21 protein-coding genes are annotated in these 26,930 nt (G+C 32.4%); 11 read left to right on the top strand and 10 right to left on the bottom strand.

Features of this window, described 5'->3' with window-relative positions:
- Nucleotides 1–52: 52 nt before the first annotated feature.
- The 3 genes from Q4Q40_RS01390 to Q4Q40_RS01400 are packed head-to-tail and all read right to left on the bottom strand — an operon-like array spanning nt 53 to nt 3,448.
- On the bottom strand, nt 53–823 hold the full coding sequence (locus Q4Q40_RS01390) for an MbnP family protein (protein ID WP_303299883.1): 771 nt from the start codon (nt 821–823) through the stop codon (nt 53–55).
- Nucleotide 824: 1 nt separating this feature from the next.
- Entirely contained in the window at nt 825–2,165 is a 1,341-nt protein-coding gene (locus Q4Q40_RS01395; protein WP_303299884.1) for a hypothetical protein, read from the bottom strand.
- A 20-nt stretch (nt 2,166–2,185) separates the two neighbouring features.
- Complete coding sequence (locus Q4Q40_RS01400) at nt 2,186–3,448, bottom strand: choice-of-anchor B family protein (protein WP_303299885.1); 1,263 nt, start codon at nt 3,446–3,448, stop codon at nt 2,186–2,188.
- 285 nt (nt 3,449–3,733) lie between these two features.
- Between Q4Q40_RS01400 and thiL the strand changes: the two genes are divergently transcribed.
- Complete coding sequence (gene thiL / locus Q4Q40_RS01405) at nt 3,734–4,780, top strand: thiamine-phosphate kinase (RefSeq protein WP_303299886.1); 1,047 nt, start codon at nt 3,734–3,736, stop codon at nt 4,778–4,780.
- Here the strand turns inward: thiL and Q4Q40_RS24030 are convergent.
- The 4 genes from Q4Q40_RS24030 to Q4Q40_RS01425 all read right to left on the bottom strand — a co-directional run bounded on the left by Q4Q40_RS24030 (nt 4,770) and on the right by Q4Q40_RS01425 (nt 6,955).
- Nucleotides 4,770–5,108 (bottom strand): DUF1660 family phage protein, encoded by a 339-nt coding sequence (locus Q4Q40_RS24030; protein ID WP_345027269.1) that lies wholly within the window; start codon nt 5,106–5,108, stop codon nt 4,770–4,772. The genes thiL and Q4Q40_RS24030 overlap by 11 nt on opposite strands.
- Before the next feature lie 72 nt (nt 5,109–5,180).
- Nucleotides 5,181–5,447, bottom strand: a complete 267-nt coding sequence (locus Q4Q40_RS01415; RefSeq protein WP_303299887.1) for a DUF1660 family phage protein — start codon at nt 5,445–5,447, stop codon at nt 5,181–5,183.
- A gap of 58 nt (nt 5,448–5,505) precedes the next feature.
- Nucleotides 5,506–6,285 (bottom strand): alpha/beta fold hydrolase, encoded by a 780-nt coding sequence (locus Q4Q40_RS01420; protein WP_303299888.1) that lies wholly within the window; start codon nt 6,283–6,285, stop codon nt 5,506–5,508.
- 13 nt (nt 6,286–6,298) lie between these two features.
- On the bottom strand, nt 6,299–6,955 hold the full coding sequence (locus Q4Q40_RS01425) for a hypothetical protein (protein WP_303299889.1): 657 nt from the start codon (nt 6,953–6,955) through the stop codon (nt 6,299–6,301).
- A gap of 283 nt (nt 6,956–7,238) precedes the next feature.
- Between Q4Q40_RS01425 and Q4Q40_RS01430 the strand changes: the two genes are divergently transcribed.
- Nucleotides 7,239–8,561, top strand: coding sequence for an aspartate kinase (locus Q4Q40_RS01430; protein ID WP_303299890.1), 1,323 nt, complete (start codon nt 7,239–7,241; stop codon nt 8,559–8,561).
- A gap of 144 nt (nt 8,562–8,705) precedes the next feature.
- On the opposite strand, the gene Q4Q40_RS01435 is transcribed toward Q4Q40_RS01430, so the two are convergent.
- Nucleotides 8,706–9,998 carry an aminopeptidase P family protein gene (locus tag Q4Q40_RS01435; RefSeq protein ID WP_303299891.1) on the bottom strand — a complete coding sequence of 431 codons (1,293 nt, stop codon included), beginning with the start codon at nt 9,996–9,998 and terminating at the stop codon, nt 8,706–8,708.
- Between the two features lie 164 nt (nt 9,999–10,162).
- Here Q4Q40_RS01435 and Q4Q40_RS01440 point away from each other — a divergent pair, with 164 nt between their 5' ends.
- The 5 genes from Q4Q40_RS01440 to Q4Q40_RS01460 all read left to right on the top strand — a co-directional run bounded on the left by Q4Q40_RS01440 (nt 10,163) and on the right by Q4Q40_RS01460 (nt 16,714).
- Nucleotides 10,163–11,995 carry a T9SS type A sorting domain-containing protein gene (locus tag Q4Q40_RS01440; RefSeq protein WP_303299892.1) on the top strand — a complete coding sequence of 611 codons (1,833 nt, stop codon included), beginning with the start codon at nt 10,163–10,165 and terminating at the stop codon, nt 11,993–11,995.
- Nucleotides 11,996–12,261: 266 nt separating this feature from the next.
- Nucleotides 12,262–12,933, top strand: coding sequence for a succinate dehydrogenase cytochrome b subunit (locus Q4Q40_RS01445; RefSeq protein WP_303299893.1), 672 nt, complete (start codon nt 12,262–12,264; stop codon nt 12,931–12,933).
- A gap of 12 nt (nt 12,934–12,945) precedes the next feature.
- Nucleotides 12,946–14,958 (top strand): fumarate reductase/succinate dehydrogenase flavoprotein subunit, encoded by a 2,013-nt coding sequence (locus Q4Q40_RS01450; RefSeq protein ID WP_303299894.1) that lies wholly within the window; start codon nt 12,946–12,948, stop codon nt 14,956–14,958.
- A 10-nt stretch (nt 14,959–14,968) separates the two neighbouring features.
- On the top strand, nt 14,969–15,712 hold the full coding sequence (locus Q4Q40_RS01455) for a succinate dehydrogenase/fumarate reductase iron-sulfur subunit (protein WP_303299895.1): 744 nt from the start codon (nt 14,969–14,971) through the stop codon (nt 15,710–15,712).
- Between the two features lie 84 nt (nt 15,713–15,796).
- Complete coding sequence (locus Q4Q40_RS01460) at nt 15,797–16,714, top strand: M28 family peptidase (RefSeq protein ID WP_303299896.1); 918 nt, start codon at nt 15,797–15,799, stop codon at nt 16,712–16,714.
- Here the strand turns inward: Q4Q40_RS01460 and Q4Q40_RS01465 are convergent.
- Complete coding sequence (locus Q4Q40_RS01465) at nt 16,711–20,133, bottom strand: DUF8818 domain-containing protein (RefSeq protein ID WP_303299897.1); 3,423 nt, start codon at nt 20,131–20,133, stop codon at nt 16,711–16,713. The genes Q4Q40_RS01460 and Q4Q40_RS01465 overlap by 4 nt on opposite strands.
- A 285-nt stretch (nt 20,134–20,418) precedes the next feature.
- Here Q4Q40_RS01465 and Q4Q40_RS01470 point away from each other — a divergent pair, with 285 nt between their 5' ends.
- From Q4Q40_RS01470 to Q4Q40_RS01485, 4 genes are all read left to right on the top strand, one after another.
- The gene (locus Q4Q40_RS01470; RefSeq protein WP_303299898.1) at nt 20,419–21,180 is read left to right on the top strand and encodes an exodeoxyribonuclease III; all 762 of its coding nucleotides are present in this window, start codon (nt 20,419–20,421) and stop codon (nt 21,178–21,180) included.
- Between the two features lie 44 nt (nt 21,181–21,224).
- Nucleotides 21,225–22,184 carry an OmpA/MotB family protein gene (locus Q4Q40_RS01475; protein WP_303299899.1) on the top strand — a complete coding sequence of 320 codons (960 nt, stop codon included), beginning with the start codon at nt 21,225–21,227 and terminating at the stop codon, nt 22,182–22,184.
- 238 nt (nt 22,185–22,422) lie between these two features.
- The gene (locus tag Q4Q40_RS01480) at nt 22,423–23,454 is read left to right on the top strand and encodes an NADP(H)-dependent aldo-keto reductase (RefSeq protein ID WP_303299900.1); all 1,032 of its coding nucleotides are present in this window, start codon (nt 22,423–22,425) and stop codon (nt 23,452–23,454) included.
- 214 nt (nt 23,455–23,668) lie between these two features.
- Nucleotides 23,669–25,063, top strand: coding sequence for a M57 family metalloprotease (locus tag Q4Q40_RS01485; protein ID WP_303299901.1), 1,395 nt, complete (start codon nt 23,669–23,671; stop codon nt 25,061–25,063).
- A gap of 72 nt (nt 25,064–25,135) precedes the next feature.
- Here Q4Q40_RS01485 and Q4Q40_RS01490 read toward each other — a convergent pair whose 3' ends face one another.
- Nucleotides 25,136–26,683 (bottom strand): Rne/Rng family ribonuclease, encoded by a 1,548-nt coding sequence (locus Q4Q40_RS01490; RefSeq protein WP_303299902.1) that lies wholly within the window; start codon nt 26,681–26,683, stop codon nt 25,136–25,138.
- Between the last annotated feature and the right edge of the window lie 247 nt (nt 26,684–26,930).

A 26,930-nucleotide genomic window follows, 5' to 3' on the forward strand; every position in this document is an offset into this window, starting at 1 on the left:
TGATACACAAATGAAAAATAGCAAGATATAATATGGAACGCATTTAAGCATTTTATTGATTAATTGTGTTTAAACTAAATACGTTTTGACCGTTTTCAAACATCAGTATTTGGGCATTGAAATTTGGCATAAGCGTATTGTTTAAAACATTCAGATCCCAAGCGTTTGGGTTTTTAAACCATTCGGCGATGTTCATGTCAATTTCAAAAACAGCATTATTTGTAATGGTAACAGCTCCTAAATCAACTTCAAAAAAAGTATCTTCAAACTCTTGAGTTGTCCCCGAATTATCTACTGCTCTTATAGTATGATAGGCGTACCCTGTTTCGGTGGTTGTATTGTCAATAAACTTTCCTTCTAATTGCATAAAATGATAGCCACCTCCTAGCATGGCTGGAACGCTCCAGGAAGTTGAATTTAAATCAGAATAATTACCATTATAATTAGCGTCATTATTAAAGCCAAAAGTGAAGGAAACTTTGCTGTAAGAACCCGTTGGAATAGTTGTAATTGGTGTAAAAGACAGGTTTGTATTATTGGTAACATCAACTAAATTATACCCATCAAGAATAAATATTTCTCCATCCGATTTTTGAAATGTTATACTAGAAATAAGGTATCTTAATTTTGTTATACTTAACTGTTCACCATTAGCATTGGTGTATTGAATTGTGTTAAAATCGGTATTTGTAACTGCTGATGCATCCCAATTATGACTAAAATTAAATGTCGCATTTGCTTGAGAAATAGTATCATCATTATCTGAGGTACAGGATAATAATGTGATTAAACTAAAAATAAGTATATGGACTATTCTTTGCATTTTATTTTATTTTAAAAATTAATAAATCTGTGAATCCTTTATTTTCTGGAATATCGCCATTTGAGCTATTAGATTCTCCGACAACAATAATACTTTTGTCATCAAGCTCAATGGCATCATATGCAAAATCAATATCGGAACCTCCAATGGTTTTTTGCCATTCTAGGATTGCATTAGCATCAATTTTTACAACCCAGGCATCATTTTGTCCGTTGTTATTTGAAAGATTTCCGTCTGAACTTCTTGAGCTTCCAGAAATAATGAACCCATTATCTTGAGTTTTAGAAATAGAGCGCCCAACATCAAAACTAGTACCGCCAATCGTTTTCTCCCAGATTAAATTTCCCGTTGGAGATATTTTAATAACCCATAAATCGGCAGCACCAAGATTGTTTGAAATGTCTAAATCTTTACTTCTAGTATCTCCAACAATAATATAGTTGCCATCTCCAGAACTTGTTATGGCTCGTGCTTCATCAATTTCTGAACCACCAAAAGATTTTTCCCAAATTAATGCTCCAATTTCAGATATTTTAATGACCCAAAAATCATAAGATCCTTTGTTTTCTTTTATGTCGATATCATCACTATCTGAAGATCCTACAATAATATAGCCATTATCATCCGTTTGAATAACATCATAAGGGGTGTCTGTATAAGTGCCGCCAAAAAATTTACTCCATTGTTTTTCGCCAGAAGCATTGAGTTTAATAGCCCAATAATCACCGCCAGCATGTTTTTTTGAAACTAAAGATTTACTGTTTCCTTCACCATTTGAAGCCGTGACATCTAAAACGCCTGTTAAGAGATAACCGCTATCTTTTGTTTCAATTATTGAAATACCACTATCTGCTCCAGAAAAACCAAAAGATTTTTGCCATAACATGGAACCCTCAATATTTAATTTTGAAACCCAAAAATCGTTAGAACCAGAATTATCGGTTACTGCACCATCGTTACTTGAACTAAATCCAATAATTGCGAAACCACTATCTTTTGTTTGGATAATTTTGTTACCTCTATCATCATCACTGCCTCCATAAGTTTTTTGCCATTGTAAATTATTGTTGGCGTCAAATTTAAGAAGCCAATAATCAAAAGATTCATTTTGCTTATCGGTTATATCGTCGTTTATACTTTGTGTATACCCCAAAATAGCATACCCACCATCATTTGTTTTGGTAATGGATTGTGCACTTTCGTTTAAAGAACCTCCGTAGATTTCTATTTCTGAGATTATTTGGGTTGTATTTAAATTATTAGAATCGTCTGAAGAACAATTTAATAAAGTCATAAATGTGACTAAAACATAAAGACTAATATTAAATTTTATTTGTATCATAAGAATTTGCTTATTAAATGCTATAAGTCACTTTTCCTTACTATAAATAAGCCTTTTTCAATATCACTAATAACAATATTTCCACTTTCAAAATAAGGATAAACACTCCACACGCCATTAAAATTCGCATTATCATCAGCTGGGTATGTGTCAAAATAACCAATTTCGGTCATGGAATCAGTTGAAGAATCAATATTAGAAATATCAAGGACTCTTAACCCAGCTCTATAATTTGCTAAATAGTAAGTGTCTTCTTTAACATAGCCATTATGATCAATGGCGAGTGTTGGACCAAAATAGGTAGATGATAAAACAGGGTTGTCGAGGTCGTTAAAATCAAACACTATGGTTTTAGTATTATTCCCAAAAAATTGTTCATCAAGTTCATCTCCCAAAATAAAATATCGTTGATTTTTGGCAAACCAACCTTGGTGTGTATAACCAGAATTAGGGTATGTAACATCTGAGATGAATTGTGGATTTGCCTTATCGGTTACATCAATAATAACAACTTTGTTAGTTCCAGAGGTAGTCCCGTTACTGCCAATATAAATTTCACGCCCAGTATAATCTGAATCGGGGCCACTATAAGTTACAACTTGCGCATCATGTGAATAACCATCTGCATCGTAACCACCAGCACTAACTGGATTTAAAGGATCTGAAATGTCTATAAAGTTAGGGCCTCCATTAAACGTATTACAGCCAACCAAATACGCAAAGCCTTTATCTTCATTAATTACTATATTGTGGCAACTTCCAACACCATTATAAAGAGCATCGGTTGAGAAAACTTCTGGTGGGTTTGCAACATTGCGTAATCGAGTTAAATCAAATACTTGCATGCCATGTGCACCAACAAGATCAGCAACTATGAAAGCATAATTGTTATAAACTTTAACATCTCTCCAAGAATTGTCAACCGTTTCTGTTGGTAGATTCCCTAAATATAGGGGATTTGCTGGGTCTGTAATATCAATAAAAGCAACATTTGTGTTTGTTGCTAATATAGCGTATTCATTTCCAGTAGTAAGATCTGTCCAACCCCAAGAGTCGTTACCAGCATCAGCATCAAATATGTCTAGAGATAAATGTGCTATTAAATCATAACCGTTACATGGGTAAATATCTGCGAAACCATTTATGCAAGGTGCTAATGTTTCAGTTTCAGTTTCAAGAATAGGGATATTATTATTTCTGTCACAAGATTGTACAGATAAAAATAATAGATAGCTTAAAATAGAGGCTTTAATAAAACGAATACTTTTTTTTAAGTAATTCATGTTAGCATTTTTTTTGGTTAGTTCTTTTTCTTTTTCAAAGTATAGAATTCGTTTGAATTTTTTAGTGTTTAATTGAAACGAATTCTATAACAAACATATTGCTTATAATGTAAGTTAGCTAATGTAAAATAATAAAATTAACTTGATTAAAACTTATAAGGTATGTGCTTTTATCGATTTTTATATTAAAAATGAAAGATGGTTTATACAATTTGAGATTGGTTTTGTACTATTTAATATTAAAAGTTTATTCATTTATATATTTAAGCTTCTTATTTTTGCGTCATGATAGAAGATAAAAATCAAGAGAGAACTCAATTAAGTGATTTGGGAGAATTTGGACTTATAGATCATCTCACCAAGAATTTTAAAATTAATCATAAATCGACAGTTAAAAGTATTGGAGATGATGCTGCTGTTTTAGATTTTAAAAGTAAAAAAATGGTTGTCACAACCGATTTACTTATAGAAGGTGTACATTTTGATTTAAGCTACATGCCTTTAAAGCATTTAGGATATAAGGCGGTTATTGTAAATTTATCTGATGTGTATGCTATGAATGCAAAAGCGACACAAATTACAGTCTCTATAGCGGTGTCTAATAGGTTTCCGTTAGAGGCTCTTGAGGATTTGTATGCAGGAATAGAAACTGCTGCAAAGATTTATAATATCGATGTTGTTGGAGGAGACACAACATCTTCTTTAACAGGGTTGTTAATTTCTGTAACAGCTATTGGGGAAATTGAGAATAATAATGAAGTATACAGGGATGGTGCTAAACCTAACGATTTATTGGTAGTTACAGGAGATTTAGGAGCTGCTTATATGGGATTACAGGTGCTCGAACGCGAAAAAGAAGTGTACAAAGTGAATCCTAATAGCCAGCCTGATTTGGAACTTTATTCTTATATTATAGAACGTCAATTGAAGCCCGAAGCTCGAAAGGATATTATTAAACTATTAAAAGATTTAGAAGTAAAACCATCTTCAATGATTGATATAAGTGATGGTTTATCTTCCGAGATTATACATTTATGTAAGCAGAGTAAAGTGGGTTGTGATTTGTATGAAGAAAAAATTCCGTTAGATCCACAGGTAATTTCAACTTGCGAAGAGTTTAATATTGATAGTACGACGGTTGCTTTAAATGGGGGTGAGGATTATGAACTGTTATTCACAGTTTCTCAAGAGGACTATCCTAAAATAAAAGCAAATCCTAACCTCACTGTAATTGGATATGTGAAAGAAGAGCAAGCAGGTATACATCTAGTAACTAGAGCAGATACTCAAATACCTATTAAAGCTCAGGGTTGGAAAAATTTCAATGCTTAAATACTAACAGATTCGATAAATCTACAGATGCATGTAGCTCATCGTCCGATTTTACTTTATGCTTAATGTGAATATATTCTATGTCATCATTAGTTATATCCAAGTGTTGCTTAAGATTAAGACTTGATCTCATATGTCGTTTCATATGAATGTGTTCCAAAACGTCGTTTATTTCCTTGAATTCAGGTGTAAGTTCTGTTAAGTATCCGTTTTCGTTGGTGGTGAGTTGCTTATTGCAGTTTTTGCAGGTGTACTCTTTTACATGGTACGTAACATCCCGCGTTACTTGGAAATTATGTCCAAATACCTTGCAATGGATATTTTTCATTTAGTGCTATTAGATTAATCAGTTAGAGTTTATTAAAATATTAAAAAACAATCAGACATAATCAACAACTTGTTAGTAAATCGACGAAGCGATCGTTTTCTTCTTTGAACGTTCCATTCTTGAGGTGTGTATACGTTCTAAAATGACATTTATCTCTTTAAACTTGGGTGTTAGTTCGATTAAATGACCATTACTATTTGTCGTCAATTGTTTTTTGCAATGAGAACAAGTATATTCTTTAACATGGTAAGTTACTTTTTTAGTTACTTGATAATGATGACCAAAAAGGTTGCAGTACATTTTAGGAATAAATGTAGGTTTGTTAGTAGGTTTGCTCATGGTATTAAATTTAGGAGCAATAAATCTAAAGTAAAAAAATCAATAAAACGACAAAGCGTTATGTATTTTCGATGAAATGCGTGATTGTGTATGAAAATTCACTTTTATTTTCAATATGACTCATGTGTCCGTCGGGAAACTCTACGATTTCTACATCCGTATTTTTTGTTTGAGAGATTAATGAGTTATAATCTAGCACAGGATCTTTTCTGCTAATAATGAACATTTTTTTAAAAGGTGTAAAATGTAGAAGGGCTTCTCTATCATCTCTAATTTTCATTCCTTCAAGAGCTGCGACTATACCTTGTAAAGGCGTTTTTAAGGCTTCTTTTTTTATGTGCTTTATTTTTTCTGAAAAAATGGTTCTGTTTTTTGGTCTAAATAGATTAGAGATCGCCATTCTAATAAACATTTTGTGGTTTTGTTTAACAGCAATTATAGCTCGATCTCTATTCTTTTTCTTTTCATCGGTATCTGCATTAGCGGTAGAGTTCATAAGGCATAATCCTTTCAATGCGTCTGGATTTTTTTCCGCGAATGCGAGAGCCACGTAGCCTCCCATAGAATGTCCGATAAAAGTGGAACGGCGAATTTTTAAATGTTTCAAAACCACTAGAACTACTTCGGCCATAAGTTCCATAGTGTGTATGTAGCCCAGGCATTCGGTTTTTCCGTGACCTAGTAAATCGATACAAATGATTCTGTTTTTTTTTGATAATGTTGGAATAAAAGGATCCCACATTGAAGCGTTTTCTAAAAATCCATGAAGTAAGACAACCGCGTTCCCTTTTCCAGTATCGGTATAAAAAACATTTATGCCTTTGTATTGTAAAATCATTGAAATAAGTACGCTAGGATTTTACTTTTTTAATAGCAGCGAAGGCTTTATCTACATATTCATCTTCTACCAGAATTGTAAATTCATTTGTGGTTGAAATGACTTCGTAAAGAACAACGCCTTCCCAGGCTAAACGTTTAAAAAAATGATAATATAAGCCAGCAATTTTAGAGTTGTCTTGAGGAAGGTTTATACTAATTGCAGATAATCCATCTTGTATTGCCAGGAATGTTTCTTTTTTTAATTGATCGATAATAAAGTCTTTTAAGCTGCTGGAAATTATAATGTTACTTTCGTGAATACCTCTTGTAAACGTATAAAATAATTTTGATTCTTGATTGATCCTATCTAGAATTTTGGCATGATTATCAATAATAGTGTCAGAATTTTTAACGGTAAAGTCTGTTAGGTTAGAACGTACAGTTATATCTCCTAAATTCTGGATAACCCGTTTCATTTTTATGGAATTGCTTAACGTCGTTGGCGGATTGTATCGTCTTAAAGCCATCATGATAGCGCCAGGTTTAACATCTTTTTTAAGCATTTTGCTAATAGGTTCTGTTAATTCAATGGCTAAGGCGCTAAAGTTTATGATATTTCTAGATAGCGCCTCTTCTAAATAAGGCTGCGTTATTAAAATATCTTCAACACAGTTAGATACAGTTTTCATGTGCTTATGTTTATTGCTTTTTAACGGTTGTACTTCGACAATATTTTTGTCAAATATTGATTTGTATATTCCATTCCAAAATATATTTTGTTCTCGATAATGTTCAACATAAGTTGGTCATTAAAGGTGTGTAACATCTATTATATCAATAACATTAGTCTTAAATTATTGCTACGGGTGTTTAGTGTTAATTATTTAACATTATGTGCAAAAATAATCTTTTTTTTAAATAAATATAGTTATTGGGTTAAGGAGTTTTAGTTTTACAGTTAAATTGACGTAAATGAAAGTATTAAAGTTTGGAGGAACCTCGGTGGGTTCTATTGAAAATATATGTAACGTTAAAAATATTATTAACGATAGAGAAAAGAAGATTGTTGTGCTTTCTGCTATGTCTGGCACTACGAATCAGTTAGTTGCTATTACAAATAATATTGCGAGAAAAGAACCGGACGAAGCTATTGCTAAGATTAATATGCTACGTGAAACTTATGATGTTACTATAGACAAACTATTAATAAATAAGGGCTTAAATAAAGAAGTTAAAGATTATGTTTCTGGTGTTTTTAGTTTCTTAGTTTCATGTACTTATAAAGCGTTTTCTAAAAGCTTAGAAAATAATATTGTTGCTCAAGGTGAGTTGCTTTCTACGTTTATGTTTAATTGTTATTTGAAGCAAGAAGGTATTAATTCTACGTTATTACCAGCTTTAAATTTTATGCGTATTGATAAAGATAAAGAGCCAGACATAAGTTATATAAAACAACATTTTGATAGTGCAGTAAGTGCTGTAGGAAATTCAGAAATATATATTACTCAAGGATTTATTTGTTTAGATGATAATGATGAGGTTTCAAATTTACAGCGTGGAGGCAGTGATTATACAGCAACTATTATTGGGGCAGCTATTAAAGCTGAAGAAGTGCAAATTTGGACAGATATTGATGGCATGCATAATAACGACCCCAGGTATGTTGAAAACACCAAGCCAATTTCAAACCTGTCGTTTGATGAAGCTGCAGAATTAGCTTATTTTGGAGCAAAGATATTGCACCCACAAACAGTGACTCCTATTAGAGCAGATAACATTCCTTTGCGTCTAAAAAATACGATGAATCCAGATGCTCATGGAACATTAATTTCTAATATTACTTCAGAAAATGGTATTAAAGCTATAGCTGCTAAGGACAATATTATAGCAATAAAGATTAAATCTGCAAGAATGTTGCAGGCACATGGTTTCTTGAAAAAAGTATTTGAAATTTTCGAAACGTATAAAACATCTATCGATATGATTACAACATCGGAGGTAGCTGTTTCTTTAACTATTGATGACGATAGGAATTTAGATAAGATTATTGAAGAACTAGAGAAAATAGCAACAATAGAGGTCGATAAAAACCAAAGTATTGTTTGTTTGGTTGGGCACTCTGTTGTTAATCATGATGATACTTATAAATTATTCCAAATACTGCAAGACGTAAAAATTAGAATGATTTCTTATGGGGGAAGCAAAAATAATATTTCTCTATTAATAGATACAAAAGATAAAATTAATTCGCTACAAAAACTAAATGATTATTTATTTGAATTAGTCACTCTATAAATTAGAATATCTTAGTTTGTTAGCAAAAAGGGTCGTTTTTTAAACGACCCTTCTTTTTTATTAGTTTCAAATAATGCTAGTATATTTCGCTTTCAGTCTGCTAAAGTGAATCTATGGGTTTTTAGCTCATAATGGTTAGTTCATTTATGAGTTCATAATAGCTTCTATTTCATCAGCTTCAATAGGGATATTTCTCATTAAATTAAAAGGTTCTCCATTTTCTTGAATAACGACATCATCTTCTAATCGTATACCAAAACCTTCTTCAGGAATATATATTCCAGGTTCTACAGTAAACACCATATTAGCTTGCATAGGTTCTGTTAGTATGCCATAATCATGAGTGTCTAATCCCATGTGGTGGCTCGTACCATGCATAAAGTATTTTTTATAAGCTGGCCATTCTGGATTTTCGTTTTGCACATCGGCTTTATTTAGTAGTCCTAAGTTTTGTAACTCACTAGTCATTATTTTGCCTACTTCTACATGGTAATCTGCCCAGATAGTTCCAGACACCAACATTTTTGTAGCTTCATTTTTTACTTTATTTACCGCATTATAGACGTCCTTTTGTCTTGGAGTGAATCTCCCCGAAACAGGAACACTACGTGTCATGTCACTAGAATAATTAGCATATTCTGCGCCTATATCCATCAATATTAAGTCGCCCGCTTTACATTGCCGATTGTTTTCTATATAATGTAATACGTTTGCATTATTTCCTGAAGCAACAATAGGGGTATAGGCGAATTTTTTAGAGCGATTTCTCAAAAATTCATGCATAAATTCCGCTTCAATTTCATATTCCCAAACACCAGGTTTTACAAAATTTAAAATACGTCTAAATCCTTTTTCGGTAATATTGCAAGCTTGTTGAATTAAATCTATTTCAATAGTGTCTTTTACAGAACGAAGTCTTTGTAAAATAGGATTGCTTTTTGCAACAGCATGTGCTGGATATTTTTCTTTTAGCCATTTTGTAAAACGATCTTCTCGGGTTTCTGTTTCTACATTAGCTCTATAGTGTTCATTGGTATTAATATAAACTGTATCACACTGCGTCATAATCTCAAACATGATTTTTTCCATGTCTTGCAGCCAATAAACGGTCTTAATACCGCTAGTCTCAAAAGCTTTTTCTTTGGTTAATTTCTCGCCTTCCCAAATAGCGATATGTTCATTCGTTTCTTTTAAAAATAAAATTTCGCGATGTGTTTCTTTTGGGCAATCTGGAAATAGTACCAAAATACTTTCTTCCTGATCTACGCCACTTAAATAAAAGATGTCTCTGTGTTGCTCAAAAGGCATGGTGCTATCGGCACTTATAGGGTAGATGTCGTTTGAATTGAAAACAGCCAAACTCTTGGGTGCCATTTTAGAAGCAAAATTTTTACGGTTTTTTATAAATAGCTCGTTATTAATTGAATGGTATTTCATCTTAGTTGTATATTAAGTTTGCTTTTATGTAGCAAAGCTAAATAAATCATTTAGATTATAATTTGCTATATTTGGGAATCCTCATTTTTTTTAATAAACCTAAAAGTTGATTTTATACGTATATTCAATAATTTAGGTCTCTTTAAATGTTTAAAAGTTTTCAAATGAAAAAAGTTACGAAACCAATAATGCCAATTATTATTTTACTGTTTTGCCTAGTATTTCAGAAATCTTTATTTGCGCAAAGTATGCTAAGAGAAATACCTTTAAAGCAACAGATAGATGAATCTAGTTTGGTAATAGAAGGTAAAGTAATTTCGAAGCAATCATTTTGGGATACGGATTATAAAAATATTTATACAGTTAATACTATAGAAGTTTATAAAGTTTTTAAAGGGGAAGCTGTTACTATAATAGAAGTAATTACTCCAGGAGGAGCTGTTGGTGATAGAATACAAAAGGTTATTCCTAGCTTAAAACTTAGAAAAGGAGATTTAGGTGCTTTTACCTTGCATGAAAGTCATATTAATATTTCAGAAAGCAATAAGTCTGGGAATAAACAATTTAAAGTATATAGTTCTCTTCAAGGGTTTTATAAGTATCATTTAAATGATAATGTGGCTACAAATCCATTTAGTTCTAAAAATGGAATTACAAAGGAACTTTATAATCAAATAGAAAGTATTACAAAGGCTAAGTATGTTGATGTGTCTTTTTTTGATGTTAGCAAAGCGCATTCAAAATTGGTTGAAAACAAAAGTGTTTTGCAGCCACCAAGTTCTATAACGTTTAATCCAACAACTTCTACTGCAGGGACAAAATCAGTATTAACTATTTCAGGATCTGGATTTGGAGGCACTAAAGGAAAAGTAGGGTTTGCTAATGCGGATGAAGGAGGTGTTGATAATGGAAATACCATATTTTTTGATGCATTAGATACACAAGTTTTAACTTGGAGTGATACTCAAATTACTGTTGAGATACCTTCTGAAGCTGGCACAGGTAAGATTCGAGTTACTGATGCATCATTATCTAGTAGTGAGTCTGCTGCAGATTTAAATATAACTTATGCTGAAGTTAATTCCGTTTCAGACTTTTTAGCTAATGGTGTAGAATATGCCTATCAAACACGGCATATAGATGCAGATGGCAGCGGTGGTTATACATGGGAAATGCATACAGAATTTAATGCAAATACTAATGCGAAAAGTGCTTTTTTAAGAGCTTTAGAAACATGGAGTTGCGAGACAGGAATTAATTTTAGTGTCGCGTCATCAGCTACAACAGTAGATGAAGTAAAGGATGATGATACTTTTGTAGTACGATTTGATAATGGTTCAGAGCTTCCTGCAGGTAATTTAGGAGTATGTACTTATTTTATTGGACTTTGTGGGAGTTCTGCTGTAGGCCAAACTAGTGTTGAGGCTTATGTAGATGAATTAGATATTGTATTTGATGATGGTACCGATTGGAATTTTGGGCCAGGTCTTTCTACAGTTATTGGTCAATTTGATTTTGAGAGTGTTGCGTTACACGAATTAGGACATGGGCACCAATTAGGACATGTTATAGATACAAATGCTATCATGCATTTTAGCCTTTCTCCTAATGAAGAACAAAGGGTTTTAGATGCTAATGATATTATTGCAGCTAATAACATACAAAATAGAAGTACAGGATCTACAGTTTGTGGAGAAAGTGCCATGACAAATTATTCGGGAGATTGCGGTTTAAGTATAGACGAAGAAGAGCTAAATAGTTCTATCAGTCTATATCCAAACCCAGCCAAAAGTGTTTTTTATATAAATAATGAATCATTTATGAACTTAGAAAAAGTAATCATTTATGATATTAGCGGCAGGCAAATATCCGAATATGATATTTCTAATACTTCACAAATAAAGACTATTAATCTTGTTGGTATTTCTAAAGGTATTTATTTCGTAAATATTCACTCTAATAGTGCTATGATTACTAAAAAAATAGCTGTAGAGTAGACTAAGTTACTATGAATTTGAAATAAAAAAAGCTAAAAAATGTCGTTCTGAATACCATAAAGAATCTCTGAAAGGTTTAATTTTTTAAATTTAGAGAAATAAAATTCTTTGTTTTGATCTGAATTATTTGGTTTTAACTTAGAATTCAGTCTCTTTTTTGGTTTTTTCTTTAAATTGATTCTAAATAGTAAAAACATGACATTTGTTAGTTGTCTAAAACTTCATCCTAACTTACCTTTGTGAAAACATAAAATAACTTCAAAATAATGAGTGGATTTTTCAAATCTTCGATTGGAAGAAAAGTAGCTATGGCACTTTCTGCTTTTTTCCTCATGTTTTTCTTAATAATACATTTAGCAGTTAACATCACATCTTTATTCAGTGAAGATGTTTTTAATGAGCTATCTCATTTTATGGGAACCAATCCTTTGGTTCAATTTGGGTTACAACCCGTTTTAATATTTGGTGTTGTATTTCATTTTTTAATGGGATTTGTGTTAGAAATTAGGAATAAGAAAGCAAATGGCGTAGCATACGCTAAAAACAATGGTGCAGCTAATTCTACTTGGATGAGTAGAAACATGATTTATAGTGGGCTGGTTATATTAGCCTTTATTGTACTTCATTTTATAGATTTCTGGTTTCCAGAAATAAATACGAAATACATTCAGGGTGATATGTCTGGAATGCATGATGGCGGTTTTAGATATTTTCATGAATTAGTAGAGAAGTTTCATAATCCATTAAGAGTAGGAGCCTATGTTGTAGCGTTTATTTTATTAGGGCTGCACTTAGCACATGGTTTCACTTCTGCATTTCAATCTATGGGGCTAACTGCTGGGCGTAAAAAAAACATGCAAACTTTTGGAAAATTATATTCTATTATTATTCCATTAGGGTTTATAATTATTGCCCTTGTTCATCATTTTAACCATTAATCTTAAGATAGTATGGCTTTAGATTCAAAAGTACCAAAAGGTCCAATTAAAGATAAATGGACAGATTATAAAAATCATATCGATTTAGTAAATCCTGCAAATAAACGTCATATCGATATTATTGTAGTAGGAACAGGTTTAGCAGGAGGTTCGGCCGCTGCAACCTTAGCAGAGTTAGGATATAATGTAAAAGCATTTGCTTATCAGGATTCTCCGCGTCGTGCACACTCAATTGCTGCACAAGGAGGTATTAATGCTGCAAAGAACTACCAAGGAGATGGCGATTCAACATATAGATTATTTTATGATACTGTAAAAGGTGGTGATTACCGTTCTCGTGAAGCAAACGTATATCGTTTGGCTGAGGTGTCTGCAAATATTATTGATCAATGTGTGGCTCAAGGTGTTCCTTTTGCTCGTGATTATGGTGGGTTATTAGATAACCGCTCGTTTGGAGGTGTATTGGTTTCAAGAACTTTTTACGCTAAAGGGCAAACAGGTCAACAATTATTATTAGGAGCTTATTCTGCAATGAATAGACAAATTGCTCGTGGTAAAATTGAAATGTTTAACCGTCATGAAATGCTTGATGTTGTAAAAGTTGATGGGAAAGCAAGGGGTATTATTACTCGTAATTTAATTACAGGTGAGATAGAAAGACATTCTGCACATGCAGTTGTAATAGCATCTGGTGGATATGGAAATGTATATTTCTTATCAACAAACGCTATGGGAAGTAATACGACGGCTGCTTGGAAAATTCATAAAAAAGGCGCTTATTTTGCAAATCCTTGTTATACACAAATTCACCCAACATGTATTCCACGTTCTGGAGATTATCAGTCTAAACTAACATTGATGTCTGAATCTTTACGTAACGACGGACGTATTTGGGTTCCTAAAAATATGGAAGATGTAATAGCAATTCGTGAAGGTCGTAAAAAGCCAACCGATTTGTCTGAAGAAGAACGCGATTATTATTTAGAGCGTCGTTATCCTGCATTTGGTAATTTAGTACCTCGTGATGTGGCATCTAGAGCAGCAAAAGAGCGTTGTGATGCGGGTTATGGTGTAAATGCTACTGGTGAAGCGGTCTATTTAGATTTTAAATCTGCTATTACGCGTTATGGAAAAGAACAAGCTAAGATTCATAATATAACAAATGCTTCTGAAGAAAAAATATATGAATTAGGTCAGGCTATTGTTGAAGCTAAATATGGTAACTTGTTCCAAATGTATGAGAAAATCGTTGATGAGAATCCATATAAAACACCTATGATGATTTACCCTGCAACACACTATACAATGGGAGGTGTTTGGGTTGATTATAATTTAATGACAACCATTCCAGGTTGTTATTGTATAGGGGAAGCTAATTTCTCAGACCACGGAGCAAACAGACTTGGAGCTTCGGCTTTAATGCAAGGGTTAGCCGATGGTTATTTTGTATTGCCTTATACCATAGGAGATTATTTATCAGACGATATTAGAACAGGAAAAATACCAACTGACACTAAGGAATTTGATGAAGCAGAAAAAGAGGTAAAAGACCGTATTGATTTCTTTATAAATAATAAAGGAACAAAATCTGTGGATTACTTCCATAAGAAACTTGGAAAAGTGATGTGGGATAAAGTAGGTATGGCGAGAAACGAAAAAGGTTTAAAAGAAGCTATGTCTGAGATTAAAGCCATTCGTGAAGAATTCTGGAAAGAAGTAAAAGTTATAGGAAATGCAAATGAAATGAACCCAGAGTTGGAAAAGGCAGGTCGTGTCGCAGACTTTTTAGAATTAGGAGAGTTATTTGCTAAAGATGCTTTGGTGAGAGAAGAATCATGTGGAGGCCATTTTAGAGAAGAATCTGTAGAATTAGATGGTGAACAAAAAGGAGAAGCAAAACGTAATGATAAAGATTTTGCATTTGTTTCTGCTTGGGAATATAAAGGAGAGCCAGCCGATGCCGTTTTACATAAAGAAGAATTAGAATTTAAAGATATTGAACTAAAACAACGTTCATACAAATAAAAAGGACACTATGAATTTAACACTTAAAATTTGGAGACAAAAAGACTCAAATGCAAAGGGTCAAATGGTCGATTATAAAGTTACTGATATATCAGAACATATGTCCTTTTTAGAAATGATGGATGTTTTAAATGAACAATTGGTAAACACTGGAGAAGAGCCTGTAGCTTTCGATCACGATTGTCGTGAAGGTATTTGCGGGATGTGTTCGATGTACATCAATGGAGAAGCACATGGGCCAGATAGAGGTGTAACAACATGCCAATTGCACATGCGTATGTTTAAAGATGGCGATACTATTACCATAGAGCCATTTAGAGCAGCGGCATTCCCTGTGATAAAAGATCTGGTAGTAGATAGAATGGCCTTTGAGCGTATTCAACATGCTGGAGGGTATATTTCTGTGAATACATCTGGAAATACTCAAGATGCAAACTCAATTCCAATTTCTAAACATGCAGCAGATGAAGCTATGGATGCAGCCACTTGTATTGGTTGTGGTGCCTGTGTTGCTACTTGTAAAAACTCATCTGCAATGTTATTTGTAGGAGCTAAAGTATCGCAATATGCTTTATTACCTCAAGGGCAAGTAGAAGCTGCAGACCGTGTTAAAAATATGGTTGCACAAATGGATCTAGAAGGTTTTGGTAATTGTACAAATACAGGAGCTTGTGAGATTGAATGCCCTAAAGGGATTTCTTTAGAGAACATTGCACGTATGAATAGAGAGTTAATGAAAGCCAATATATCATAAAGTTTTAACCATACATCGTAAAATTTGTAAACCCAAGCTATGCTTGGGTTTTTTTGTTTAGATTTAAGACATAAACTCTAACGAATGAAAATAAAATTCATATTCCTATTTTTTCTATTTCAAATTTTATGTATAAATAGTAACTCGCAAATATTTGAAAAAACAGCTAGTCCTTTTTGCGAGGAATCCATGTTAAAGCACATTAAATCATTGTCTTCGGATGCTTTTGAAGGCAGAAAAACAGGGACAAAAGGAGCACTAAAAACTAGAAAATATATAATTAATCAATTCCATTCGTTACATATTTTGCCATTAGGAAAAAGCTATGAACAGTCTTTTTCGTTTATAAAAAAAAGTAAGGAATATAAGGGGACAAATATTTTAGGGTTTATTAAAGGAACAGAATTATCAGAAAAATATATAGTTATTAGCGCACATTATGACCATGAGGGGATTAAAATGGGGGAAATATATAATGGTGCTGATGATAATGCTTCTGGGTTGAGTGCTTTGTTTAGTTTTGGTGAATATTTAAAAAACAATCCACCAAAACATTCTGTTATTTTAGCAGCTTTCGATGCGGAAGAATTAGGACTTCAAGGGTCTAAATACTTTGTAAGGAATCCAATCATTCCATTAAAAAATATAAAAGTGAATATTAATATGGATATGATTAGTAGGAGCGAAAAGAATGAATTATATGTGTGTGGAGTCAAGCGCAATAAGACTTTAGACTATATTATTTCAAATTTTGAATATTCTAAAAAAATAAAACTTATTTCTGGGCATGATGATTATGATAATCTAGAAGATTGGACTTATTCTTCAGATCATGTAAACTTTTATAAAAAGAGGATTCCGTTTTTATACTTTGGGGTTGAAGATCATAAGGATTATCATGAGCCTACAGACGATTATGAGAACATCCATCCAGATTTTTATGTAGAAGCAGTAAAGGTTATTATTTCAGTTTTTAAAAAAATAGATAATTCACCATTCTAGAAATAAGCTTTTAATTGAATAGAGCCTGTATGTATGGCTTTGCTAGACTCTGTTTTTCTTCCAAGATAACTCAGGTTAAGATCGAGAAAAGCAGTTAACTTTTTTTGCGCTAATAAAGTCCATGTAAAGTTTTTTCCAGGTTGTAATCCTTCTAACATTTGGTAGGCTACTGGTGTATTTGAATCCCCATTAAAAATATTAGAAAAATAATTAAACTCACCATTTATAGCACTTTTTTGACTGCTAGCTATGGTAAAAGAAGCGCCGTATTTTTGCTGTTTTAAAGCCTCTAGGCTTCCTATCGTATTATCTTTACTAGTATATTGGTAAAATATACTAAAACTAGAATTGTCATTATATAAGTACGATAACTTTGGATTCAGGAGTGTTTCATCAAAATTATAATTCTTGCTTGCAAAGTTCTCACTAATGCTTTCATTATTATTAAAAGATGAAAGCAGGTTTATTAACCAACTTTCGGCAATTTTATGATTAAAATTAAGTTGATGACTTTTTAAACCGTTTTCTATAAACCCAATAGATAGAATGCTTCGAGTTGTATTATCAAGGTAGGTATAAGAGGTTGTAAAATGTTGTTTGCCTCTATTAAAGAATAAGACATTTCTAAAATTTAATTGCAAGCCTAATTGATCGGTTTCATCATTTTTAAAAGGATTGAGATTAAAACTGTTACCTTCTCGTCTTATCTTTCTATCAATTAAATAACTGGTTTGATTGTAAAAATGTGACCAGAATTTTTTCAATTTACGTTTACTAACACTCCATTGAGATGGGTTAATAGTAAGTGTTTGACTTAATCTGTTTTGATGTGTTTTTATAAAAACCTGATTAGGTAAAAGTACCCTTATGTATTTTCCTTGGTCTTGAAATTGTGCAATTTCAAACTCTTCTAATTCTTGTATCCCATTTTCATTATAATCAATCCAAGTATAAGTGCCCTGCCCTGCTTCAACTTCAACATAAGTAAAATCTTGTTGAGGTAGTGTTCCTGAATTAGTTTCAAAAATGGTATTCCACTGTACAATTTGTTTAAAAAGTTTTTGGTTAAATTGTAATCTGGAATTTATAGACTGTTCATTTTCAATAGCACTATCTTCACTTTTTAACGTTCTATAATTAGCATATAAAGACAGATTGGTGTTTTTATTTTGAACCAATCGCGAATTTAAATAAAACGTATTGGAGGTATTTACTTTTTGTAACTCATTATTTCTTATACTGTCATTCACTCGGTTTTTATAACCTATTTCTGCAAAAACTTTCGTGCTATCCCCAACGCCAACAAATATTTCGTAGGACTTAAATTTTTGACTTAAGGACGTTAATGTTTGAGTTAGAATATCTTTTTGCTCATTATCCTCAAAATCTAATTGAGTACCCAACCAACTTTTTTGCATACCGTAAGTTATACGATTATAAGATCTTAAAAAGGTTGAGGTATCCGTATTAGAATTTGCATTTAAAAAACTGGAATAAGATGTGATGTTGAATTTATTTAAAAGTAAGTTTATATTGGTAACATGCCTGTTACCATTAAAATTTTTAGAGTAACCTAGATGCTCAAATTGATAGTTAATAATACCTTTTTCAGGATGAGACATTTGAAAACCTGAGTTTAATAAGATTTGATTTCCTAAGTCGTTTTCGGTTTCATTTTCAGAAGATAAACCTAAATTCCAATCACGATTAAACTCCGCATTGTACAAACGTTCAATGGTTTTAAAATTTTCTTGAATATAATCTGTTTTAGCAAATACACTTAAACTCCAAAGGCTATCATGTTTGATAAGTTTTTGCTCAATATCAAATTTTCCAGCAAAACCATCATTGTTTTCATCATCTGCATTTGAGAATAAATTTAAGTCGTTTTTACTACCAGTTGCTTCAAAAGTTATATTTGTTTTTTCGGTTGGTTTATAACTTCCGTTAATGACTGCTATTTGAAGTTTTGTAGGAGCAACCAATTGAACAATAGGTGCAAAATTTCCTTGACCAACACCTATGAATTCATATATATTATTAATAGCGGTTGTATTGCCTAAGATATAATCTCCTTCATTTGTTCCAACTTGTGTAAAGGTAACACGATACAATTCATCGTCTGGATCATTTGAAAATACAAAAGCTTCAACACCTCCAATAAGCTCTTTTTTATATAAAATTCTATTCTCATTTATAGATTCTTGAACTTCAGAAGGCGCTACCATTAAGCTGCTATCATCACCAGCATTAGATAGTATTAGAATCTGTTCTTCAGATAAATTTTGTTGAAGGGGTTGGTTTTTTGCATCGTTTTCAGAATATACTGAAATTCCAATATTTAATTTGTCACTTTCATATCGTCCACCACCATAAGCTACAAAACGGGAGTAATTACGTTCGCTAAATTGATAATCGACAGTAACCCTCATTTCGGAAGTTATAGGATATGTAGAATTAAATATAATTTCACCTGCATTATAATCTATAATATAATCTTGATCTTCACCACGTTTTACAGGAATACCATTTACAAAAACCGTCTCACTGCCAGATACAATAAGCACAAATAATTCGCCATTTTGACCCTGTAATTTATAGGGGCCTTGATTACCTTCCTGGGCGGTAAACTGACTTCTTGTAAATTGACCACGCACTATAGCACCCGAAGCAAATAAATTGGTTTGAGCATCCTCATCTCCTAATTTGGTATTAACAGACAAACCTTGAACACGCTTAGAAAAACTTGCGAAATAAGAATCGGTATTTTGTAAATCAATATCACCAGCACGAATACTCCAACGGTCGCTAAACAATTCAATAAAAACTTGGTCAAATTCATCTAAACGTTGCGAATAGCCACTTTCTTGTAAAGGAATATTAGCATCCTGTATGGAGGCTCTAAGTGAAACCTTATCATTAAGCTTTCCCGTTATTTGAAGGTCTAATTCGCTGTTTAAAACCGAACTTTGGTTGTTTCCAATAGTCACACCTCTTGAGATACTTCCCGAAGTTGTTAAACCATCAAACGGAATAAAATTTTTAGAAGTATTTGGTTGTGATAGTTTGTATAGTTTGTCAAGGTTATTGTTGTTTTCAACAATAATAGCATCATCCAATTGTTGGTAGGTTTTGGTCAAAAAATCGGGGAACTTTAAATAGCTAATAATAATTGAATCGGTTGCAACAGGCTTTTTAAAAGAAAGAATAGCTTTAGCATAATCAACCGAATAGAACGTTGAATCAATAATCGTATTATCTTTTCTTTTAATTGAAAATGAACTAGAATTTATACTAACACTATCAATACGAATCGTATCTTTTACAACAACTTTTATTGTTTTATAGTTTGAAGTTGGTTCTTGAGCAAATCCACAAAAACCAACTATAAATATAAAAATTGATGTAATACACTTCATTAGATACTTAAACTACAAAAAGTTTAAAATATTTTGTTAATATCATTCGTTAAATCAGTTGTAAAACGAATATAATTCTTTTAAGGAACTTAAAGGTTTCTTATAAATTTGTCTTTTCCCGAGAAATCGAGATACTAAATAAAAATAAATTTTTGTTTGATAGTGTAAATGTAACGTATTATTTATTTTAGCTAGATGAAACGAGCATAATTAAAGATTTTGGTACGTATCACGATATTTATTATGTGAATAACACGCGATAATTAGAACAATAACTATATATAAATGAAAATTATATCCTATAATGTAAACGGTATTCGAGCAGCAATTAACAAAGGCTTTGTTGATTGGTTAAAGAGTGCAAACCCAGATGTTATTTGTTTGCAAGAAATAAAGGCATTAAAAGAGCAACTAGATTTAGATATTTTTGTTGAGGCAGGGTATAAATACAACTATTGGTTTAGTGCTCAGAAAAAAGGATATAGTGGTGTCGCTATTTTAAGTAAAACGGAACCAAACCATATAGAATATGGAACAGGCATAGAGACGATGGATTTTGAAGGAAGAAATATAAGAGCCGATTTTGAAGGTGTATCCGTTATGAGTTTGTATTTGCCATCTGGAACTAATGATGCACGTTTAAACCATAAGTTGGAGTATATGGATTTGTTTCAAGATTATATAAACAATCTTAAAAAGGATCTGCCTAATCTGGTTATTTGTGGTGATTATAATATTTGTCATGAAGCAATAGATATTCATAATCCTAAAATGAAAGGCGTATCAGGGTTTTTACCAGTAGAGCGCGAGTGGATTGGGAGCTTTATAGATAGTGGATTTATAGATTCGTTTAGATATTTAAATACAGAAACTCAACAATATAGTTGGTGGAGTTACCGTGCCAATGCCCGTGCAAATAACAAAGGCTGGCGATTAGATTATGCGATGGTTGCAGAACCATTACAAGAAAAAATAAAAAGAGCCGTTATACTCTCTGAGGCAGTACATAGTGATCATTGCCCCATTTTAGTAGAAATAGATAATTAAAACCCATTTTAAATAAGTAATAACAGATGATGAACCTAAACAAAATGATAAAAAAAACCTTATTAGCCATAGTAACTTTAACATTTTTAGTGTCTTGTGTATCTCCAAAAATATATAAAGAATTAGAAGATAAATATGCTGATTTAAAGGAGGAGAATAGAAAACTTTCTAACGAAAATGATGACCTTTTAAGTGCTAAAACTGCTGCAGAAAATGAATTGAAACAAATTCAGAAAGACTATGATGAAGCGCTTCAACAACGCGATAAACTACAGTCAGATTATAATGCAGCAAAATCTAATTACGAGAACCTAAAAGCGTCTTATGATGCATTAGAAAAAAATAGCTCTAGCGCAATAGCAAGAAACTCTAAAAAGAATAGAGAGCTATTAGCACAATTAGAAGCAAAAGAACAAGCTTTGGCTGCCGAAAATGAACGTTTAGCGAAACTTAAAAAGGAACTGGAAGAGCGATCTAATCGAGTAGCAGAATTAGAGAATGTTATAGCTTCAAAAGATGCCGCGATGACGCAACTAAAAAATGCGATTTCTAAAGCTTTAACAGACTTTGAAGGTAAAGGTTTAACAGTAGAACAACGGGATGGAAAAGTCTATGTGTCTATGGAGAACAAACTTTTATTTGGTTCGGGGAGTTGGGCCGTTGGTTCCGAAGGTAAAAGAGCGGTACAACAATTAGGAAGTGTGCTTGGCGATAATCCAGATATTGCAGTTTTAATAGAAGGACATACAGATAATGTACCTTATAAAGGTAACGGACAATTAAGTGGTAACTGGGATTTATCAACCAAACGTGCTACAGCTATTGTAAATATATTAAGAGAAAATGCAGCCATAAACCCTGAAAATTTAACGGCAGCTGGTCGTGGTGAGTTTGCACCTATTGCTTCAAATGATACGGCAACAGGAAAAGCAAAAAATAGACGTATTGAGGTGATTTTAACACCAAAATTAGATGAGTTATCTAAGTTGTTAAACGATAATTAAGTCGTTTCAGTAATGAGGGATGATTGTGACAATCTTTTGAATAGTAGTTCAAAAACCAATTTGGATATGCAATAAAAAGATTCTCACATCACGCAAAAAAGCGCGACTCAGGATATCAATAGATAAAAAACCTTTGAAAGGCTTAGACCTTTTAAAGGTTTTTTATCTTTGCACCTGTCATAAAAAAATAATTACGATTGTCATTCCTGAGAAGGTAAGAATGACAAAAAAGCTAGTTATGAAATACACAACACTACCAAATACCAATATAAAAGTTAGTAAACTATGTTTGGGTTCCATGACATGGGGAAACCAAAATACAGAAGCCGAAGGACATGCACAACTAGATTATGCTTTAGACCAAGGTGTAAATTTTATAGATACGGCAGAGTTGTATCCAGTACCTGCTACAGCAGAAATGAGTGGGCGTACCAGTAAAATTATTGGTACTTGGTTGCAAAAAACTGGTCATAGGGATAAAGTGATTATTGCTTCTAAAATTGCAGGTCCTGGAGATTATACAGCACATATCCGAAAAACAGGATTTAGTCCAAATGCGATTAAAGAGGCCATAGATTTAGAGCTAAAAAGGTTGCAAACCGATTATATAGATTTATATCAGTTACATTGGCCAGAGCGTAATACTAATAGATTTGGCGTTAGAAATTATAAGTATGATTCTAATTGGGAAGATAACTTTAATGAAATATTGCACAGTCTTGATACTCAGATTAAAGCAGGGAAGATTAGAAATATAGGGATCTCTAATGAAAACTCATGGGGTACGATGCGTTATTTAGAAGAATCTAAAAATCATAATTTACCAAAAATAATGACCATTCAAAATGCATATTCTTTACTTACTAGAACGTTTGAAACGGATATGGCTGAAGTGTCGTTAAGAGAAAATGTAGGCTTATTAGCATATTCCCCAATGGCTTTTGGAGTGCTTTCTGGTAAATATATAAAAGGAAATGCGGCAGATAATGCAAGGCTTAAATTATTTCCAAGATTTGCAAGATATAGCGGAGAACAAGCTACTGAAGGAGTCAAACAGTATTTAAAAATCGCAGAAGATAATAATATGACTTTGGCACAAATGGCTTTGGCGTTTGTAAATCAGCAATCCTTTGTTACTAGTACGATTATTGGAGCTACTAATTTAGCTCAATTAAAAGAGAATATAGATAGTATTCATGTTTCTTTAAACGAAGAAGTGTTATCCCAAATTAATGAGGTGCATAATCTGATGCCTAATCCTGCTCCTTAAAATAACTTTATTATTCTAAAGTTACTATGTAATTCTTTATAGTTTGACTTTTACAAGTTTACCAATAATATCGTTTTACGGTTTTGCCTCAACTATGTTTTTGTTTTTTCGATAAAATACATAAATTTTATGTGTTTCAAAATTAAGATTTTAAAACTAATTATGTAAGTTTAATTGGGAGGTGGTTTTTTATTAATTTTTAAACTTAATTATAATGAAAAACAAACTTAGAATTATCAAATTATTTTTGGTGTTTGTAATTCCTTTTTTCTTATTTCAGAATTGTTCTGAGGATGAAGTAGTAGAAGGAAAGGTAGAAACGACTCTAGAAGATGATCCTGTGGTCAACAAACTTTTAGAAATGGGCTATGAACTTGAAAGAATACAAGAACTTGATGATTTTTATCTTGTTCAAGGGGATTTATTATTCTCTAAAAACATTGAGGATTATAACCAAAAAGGGAAAAATAAACAAAGTGATATTCTTGAAAGGCACGCGCATACGGATAATTTAGTTTCTCAAACAAACGTAACCTCAATGACTGTATATATAGATTCATCTGTTTCAGTACCTGGAGCTGACAATTGGCAAATTGCAGTAACTGATGCAATTGATGATCTTAATAGTATTAGTAACTCTAAATTAAACTTTATAGTTTCAACAAATAGTGATTCAGATATAATTGTTAAAAGTGACAATAATGCGTTACCTAGCAACACCATAGCTGCAGCAGGATTTCCAACAAATGATCAACCATATAACACTATCTTGATTAATTTAGATTTTCTCCCTAATATAGATATTAGTGATGGAATTAAAAGATATAATATGGTTCATGAGTTAGGACATTGTATTGGCTTACGTCATACAAATTGGGAAACTAATGATCCTTATACAACAGTTGGAGCAAACTTGATCCCAGGAACGCCATCTCAAGACCCTAATTCAGTAATGAACGGGGGAACAGCGTTAGACTCTTGGAGCGGCTTTTCAGTATATGATATTGTTTCTATTGAATATTTGTATCCTATTCCAACAATTTCAGGAACTAATTTAATCTGTAATACTGAAACAGAAACCTATACTTTGGTTGGAGCTAGCTCTGCTACATGGCAAGTGTCGTCTAATCTGCAAACTATTTCGTCTACAGGAACAAGTATAACCGTAAGCCCTTTAAACGCTTTATTTAGTGGTTCGGCTTATGTAGCAGCTACTATAAATGGAAATACAGTACAGAAAGATTTTTATATAGGAAAGCCTTCTCTGGCTCAATTAATGACAAATTCTGGAGTACCGTATGATGTATTTAATTTACCTGCTGGTTGCGAAAATGGTAATACATATTGGGAGTTTAATACCAGGAATGCATTAGATCAGGTATCAGAGTTTCAGTTTAGCGTTTCTGGAGGGACTCCAATAATAAAAACAGCTATTAACGGTTCAGCAATATTAACTGCCCAAGAGTTGGGGATACTTGAGGGACAAACGTTATCTGTTACAGTTAGACCAGTAAATAGTTGTGGTTCTCAAGGTCTAGTACTTGTAATAACATTATACAGACCAACAGATTGCGAATGTGGAATAGGAGTTGGCTGTGCACTTCCGTAACCAACAAACATACAAATGCATGTGTGCATGAAAACAAAAACCCCTTACTAAAAATAGCAAGGGGTTTTTAAATTATTTAATTTGATTACCATCTTTGTCAAAAAAATGATATTCTAGATACGTGTAAGCATCTCTTGGTAAAATTTTAACCCATTTTTTGTGTTCAAAAAACCATTTTGAACGTATCGATGGAAAGCCTTTTGTTAAGAAGGCTGCTATAAAAGGGTGTGTGTTTAAAGTCAACTTTTTATAGTCTTTTTTTAATAGTTGTTCAAGATCTTGTGTTACTTTTTGCACCAATCCTATAGGTGCTTCAACCTCAGAGCCATTTATAACGATATCAGGATTTTCCTCACGTGTTTTAATGTTCATTTCTGGGCGAACGCGTTGTCTTGTTATTTGTATCAATCCAAATTTGCTAGGAGGCAATATTTTGTGTTTTGCTCTGTCATCTTTCATTTCATCACGAAGATGGTTAAACAATTTTTGCCTGTTTGCAGCATTAGTCATATCAATAAAATCGACTACTATAATGCCTCCCATGTCACGTAAACGTAATTGACGAGCCATTTCTGTAGCTGCTATTAAATTAACTTCTAAAGCTGTGTCCTCTTGATTATTGGCTTTGTTAGATCTATTGCCGCTGTTTACATCTATAACATGTAGTGCTTCGGTATGTTCTACTACCAGATAAGCACCTTTTGCCATAGAAACGGTTTTGCCAAAGGAAGTTTTTATTTGTCTTTCAATTCCGAATTTTTCGAAAACAGGAATTTTAGACTGATACAATTTTACTATTGATTCTTTTTTTGGTGCAATTTCTTGCACATAATCTTTAATTTGAATGTAAAGCTCTTCATCATCAACATGAATACTTGTAAAAGTGTCATTAAATATGTCTCGTAAAATAGACGAGGCCTTATTCATTTCTCCTAATACTTTACTTGGATGATGTGCTTTGTGTAGCTTTTTACACATTGCCGTCCAACGACTAAGCAAATTTTGTAAATCTTTATCTAGTTCAGCTACTTTTCTGCCTTGTGCTACAGTACGAACAATAATACCGAAACCTGGTGGAGTGATACTCTTTACCAATCGTTTTAGTCGGTCTTTTTCTTCTCTGTCTTCTATTTTTTGAGAAATAGAAATACGACTAGAAAAAGGAACTAAAACAATATATCTACCAGCAATAGAAAGCTCTGAGCTTATTCTAGGGCCTTTTGTAGATATAGGTTCTTTAACTATTTGTACTAATAGCGATTGATTAGATTTTAAGGCGTCAGCAATTTTGCCGTCTTTCTCAATATCTTTTTCAAATGGGAAATCTTTTAAAGAAAAATCTTTTAGTTTACCTGTGCTTACACGTTTAATGAATTTTAAAAGTGAAGGTAGTTTTGGTCCTAAATCGTGATAATGCAAAAAGGCATCTTTCTCGTAACCTACATTAACAAATGCAGCGTTTAGACCAGGAACGGCTTTTCTAATTTTGGCTATAAACACATCACCAACAGAAAAGTCATTACTGTTTTCATCTTTCTGTAATTCAATAAGTTTTCCATCTTTTAATAAGGCAAAATCAACATTGTCGGAACTAGATCGAATAATCAATTCTTTATCCATTTAGTTAATTTTTATCCATACAATTAAGTACAGATGGATTATACATTATTTTTTCTGGCAATAATTATTGATTTTCTATTGTCAGATATAAAACCTCAATGACTCTTTTGGTATAAAACCAAATTTGTAATTGAGGAAAATTTCACAGGGTTTTTAAATCCGTGGAACTCAAAAAAACATTAAAATATTTAAAGTTTTAATGAACTCATTTCAAAGAACTTGTCTGTTTTTTTAAAACCAAAAGAAG

Origin of the sequence: Flavivirga jejuensis (assembly GCF_030540765.1) — a bacterium.
GTDB classification, from domain to species: Bacteria; Bacteroidota; Bacteroidia; order Flavobacteriales; family Flavobacteriaceae; genus Flavivirga; species Flavivirga jejuensis.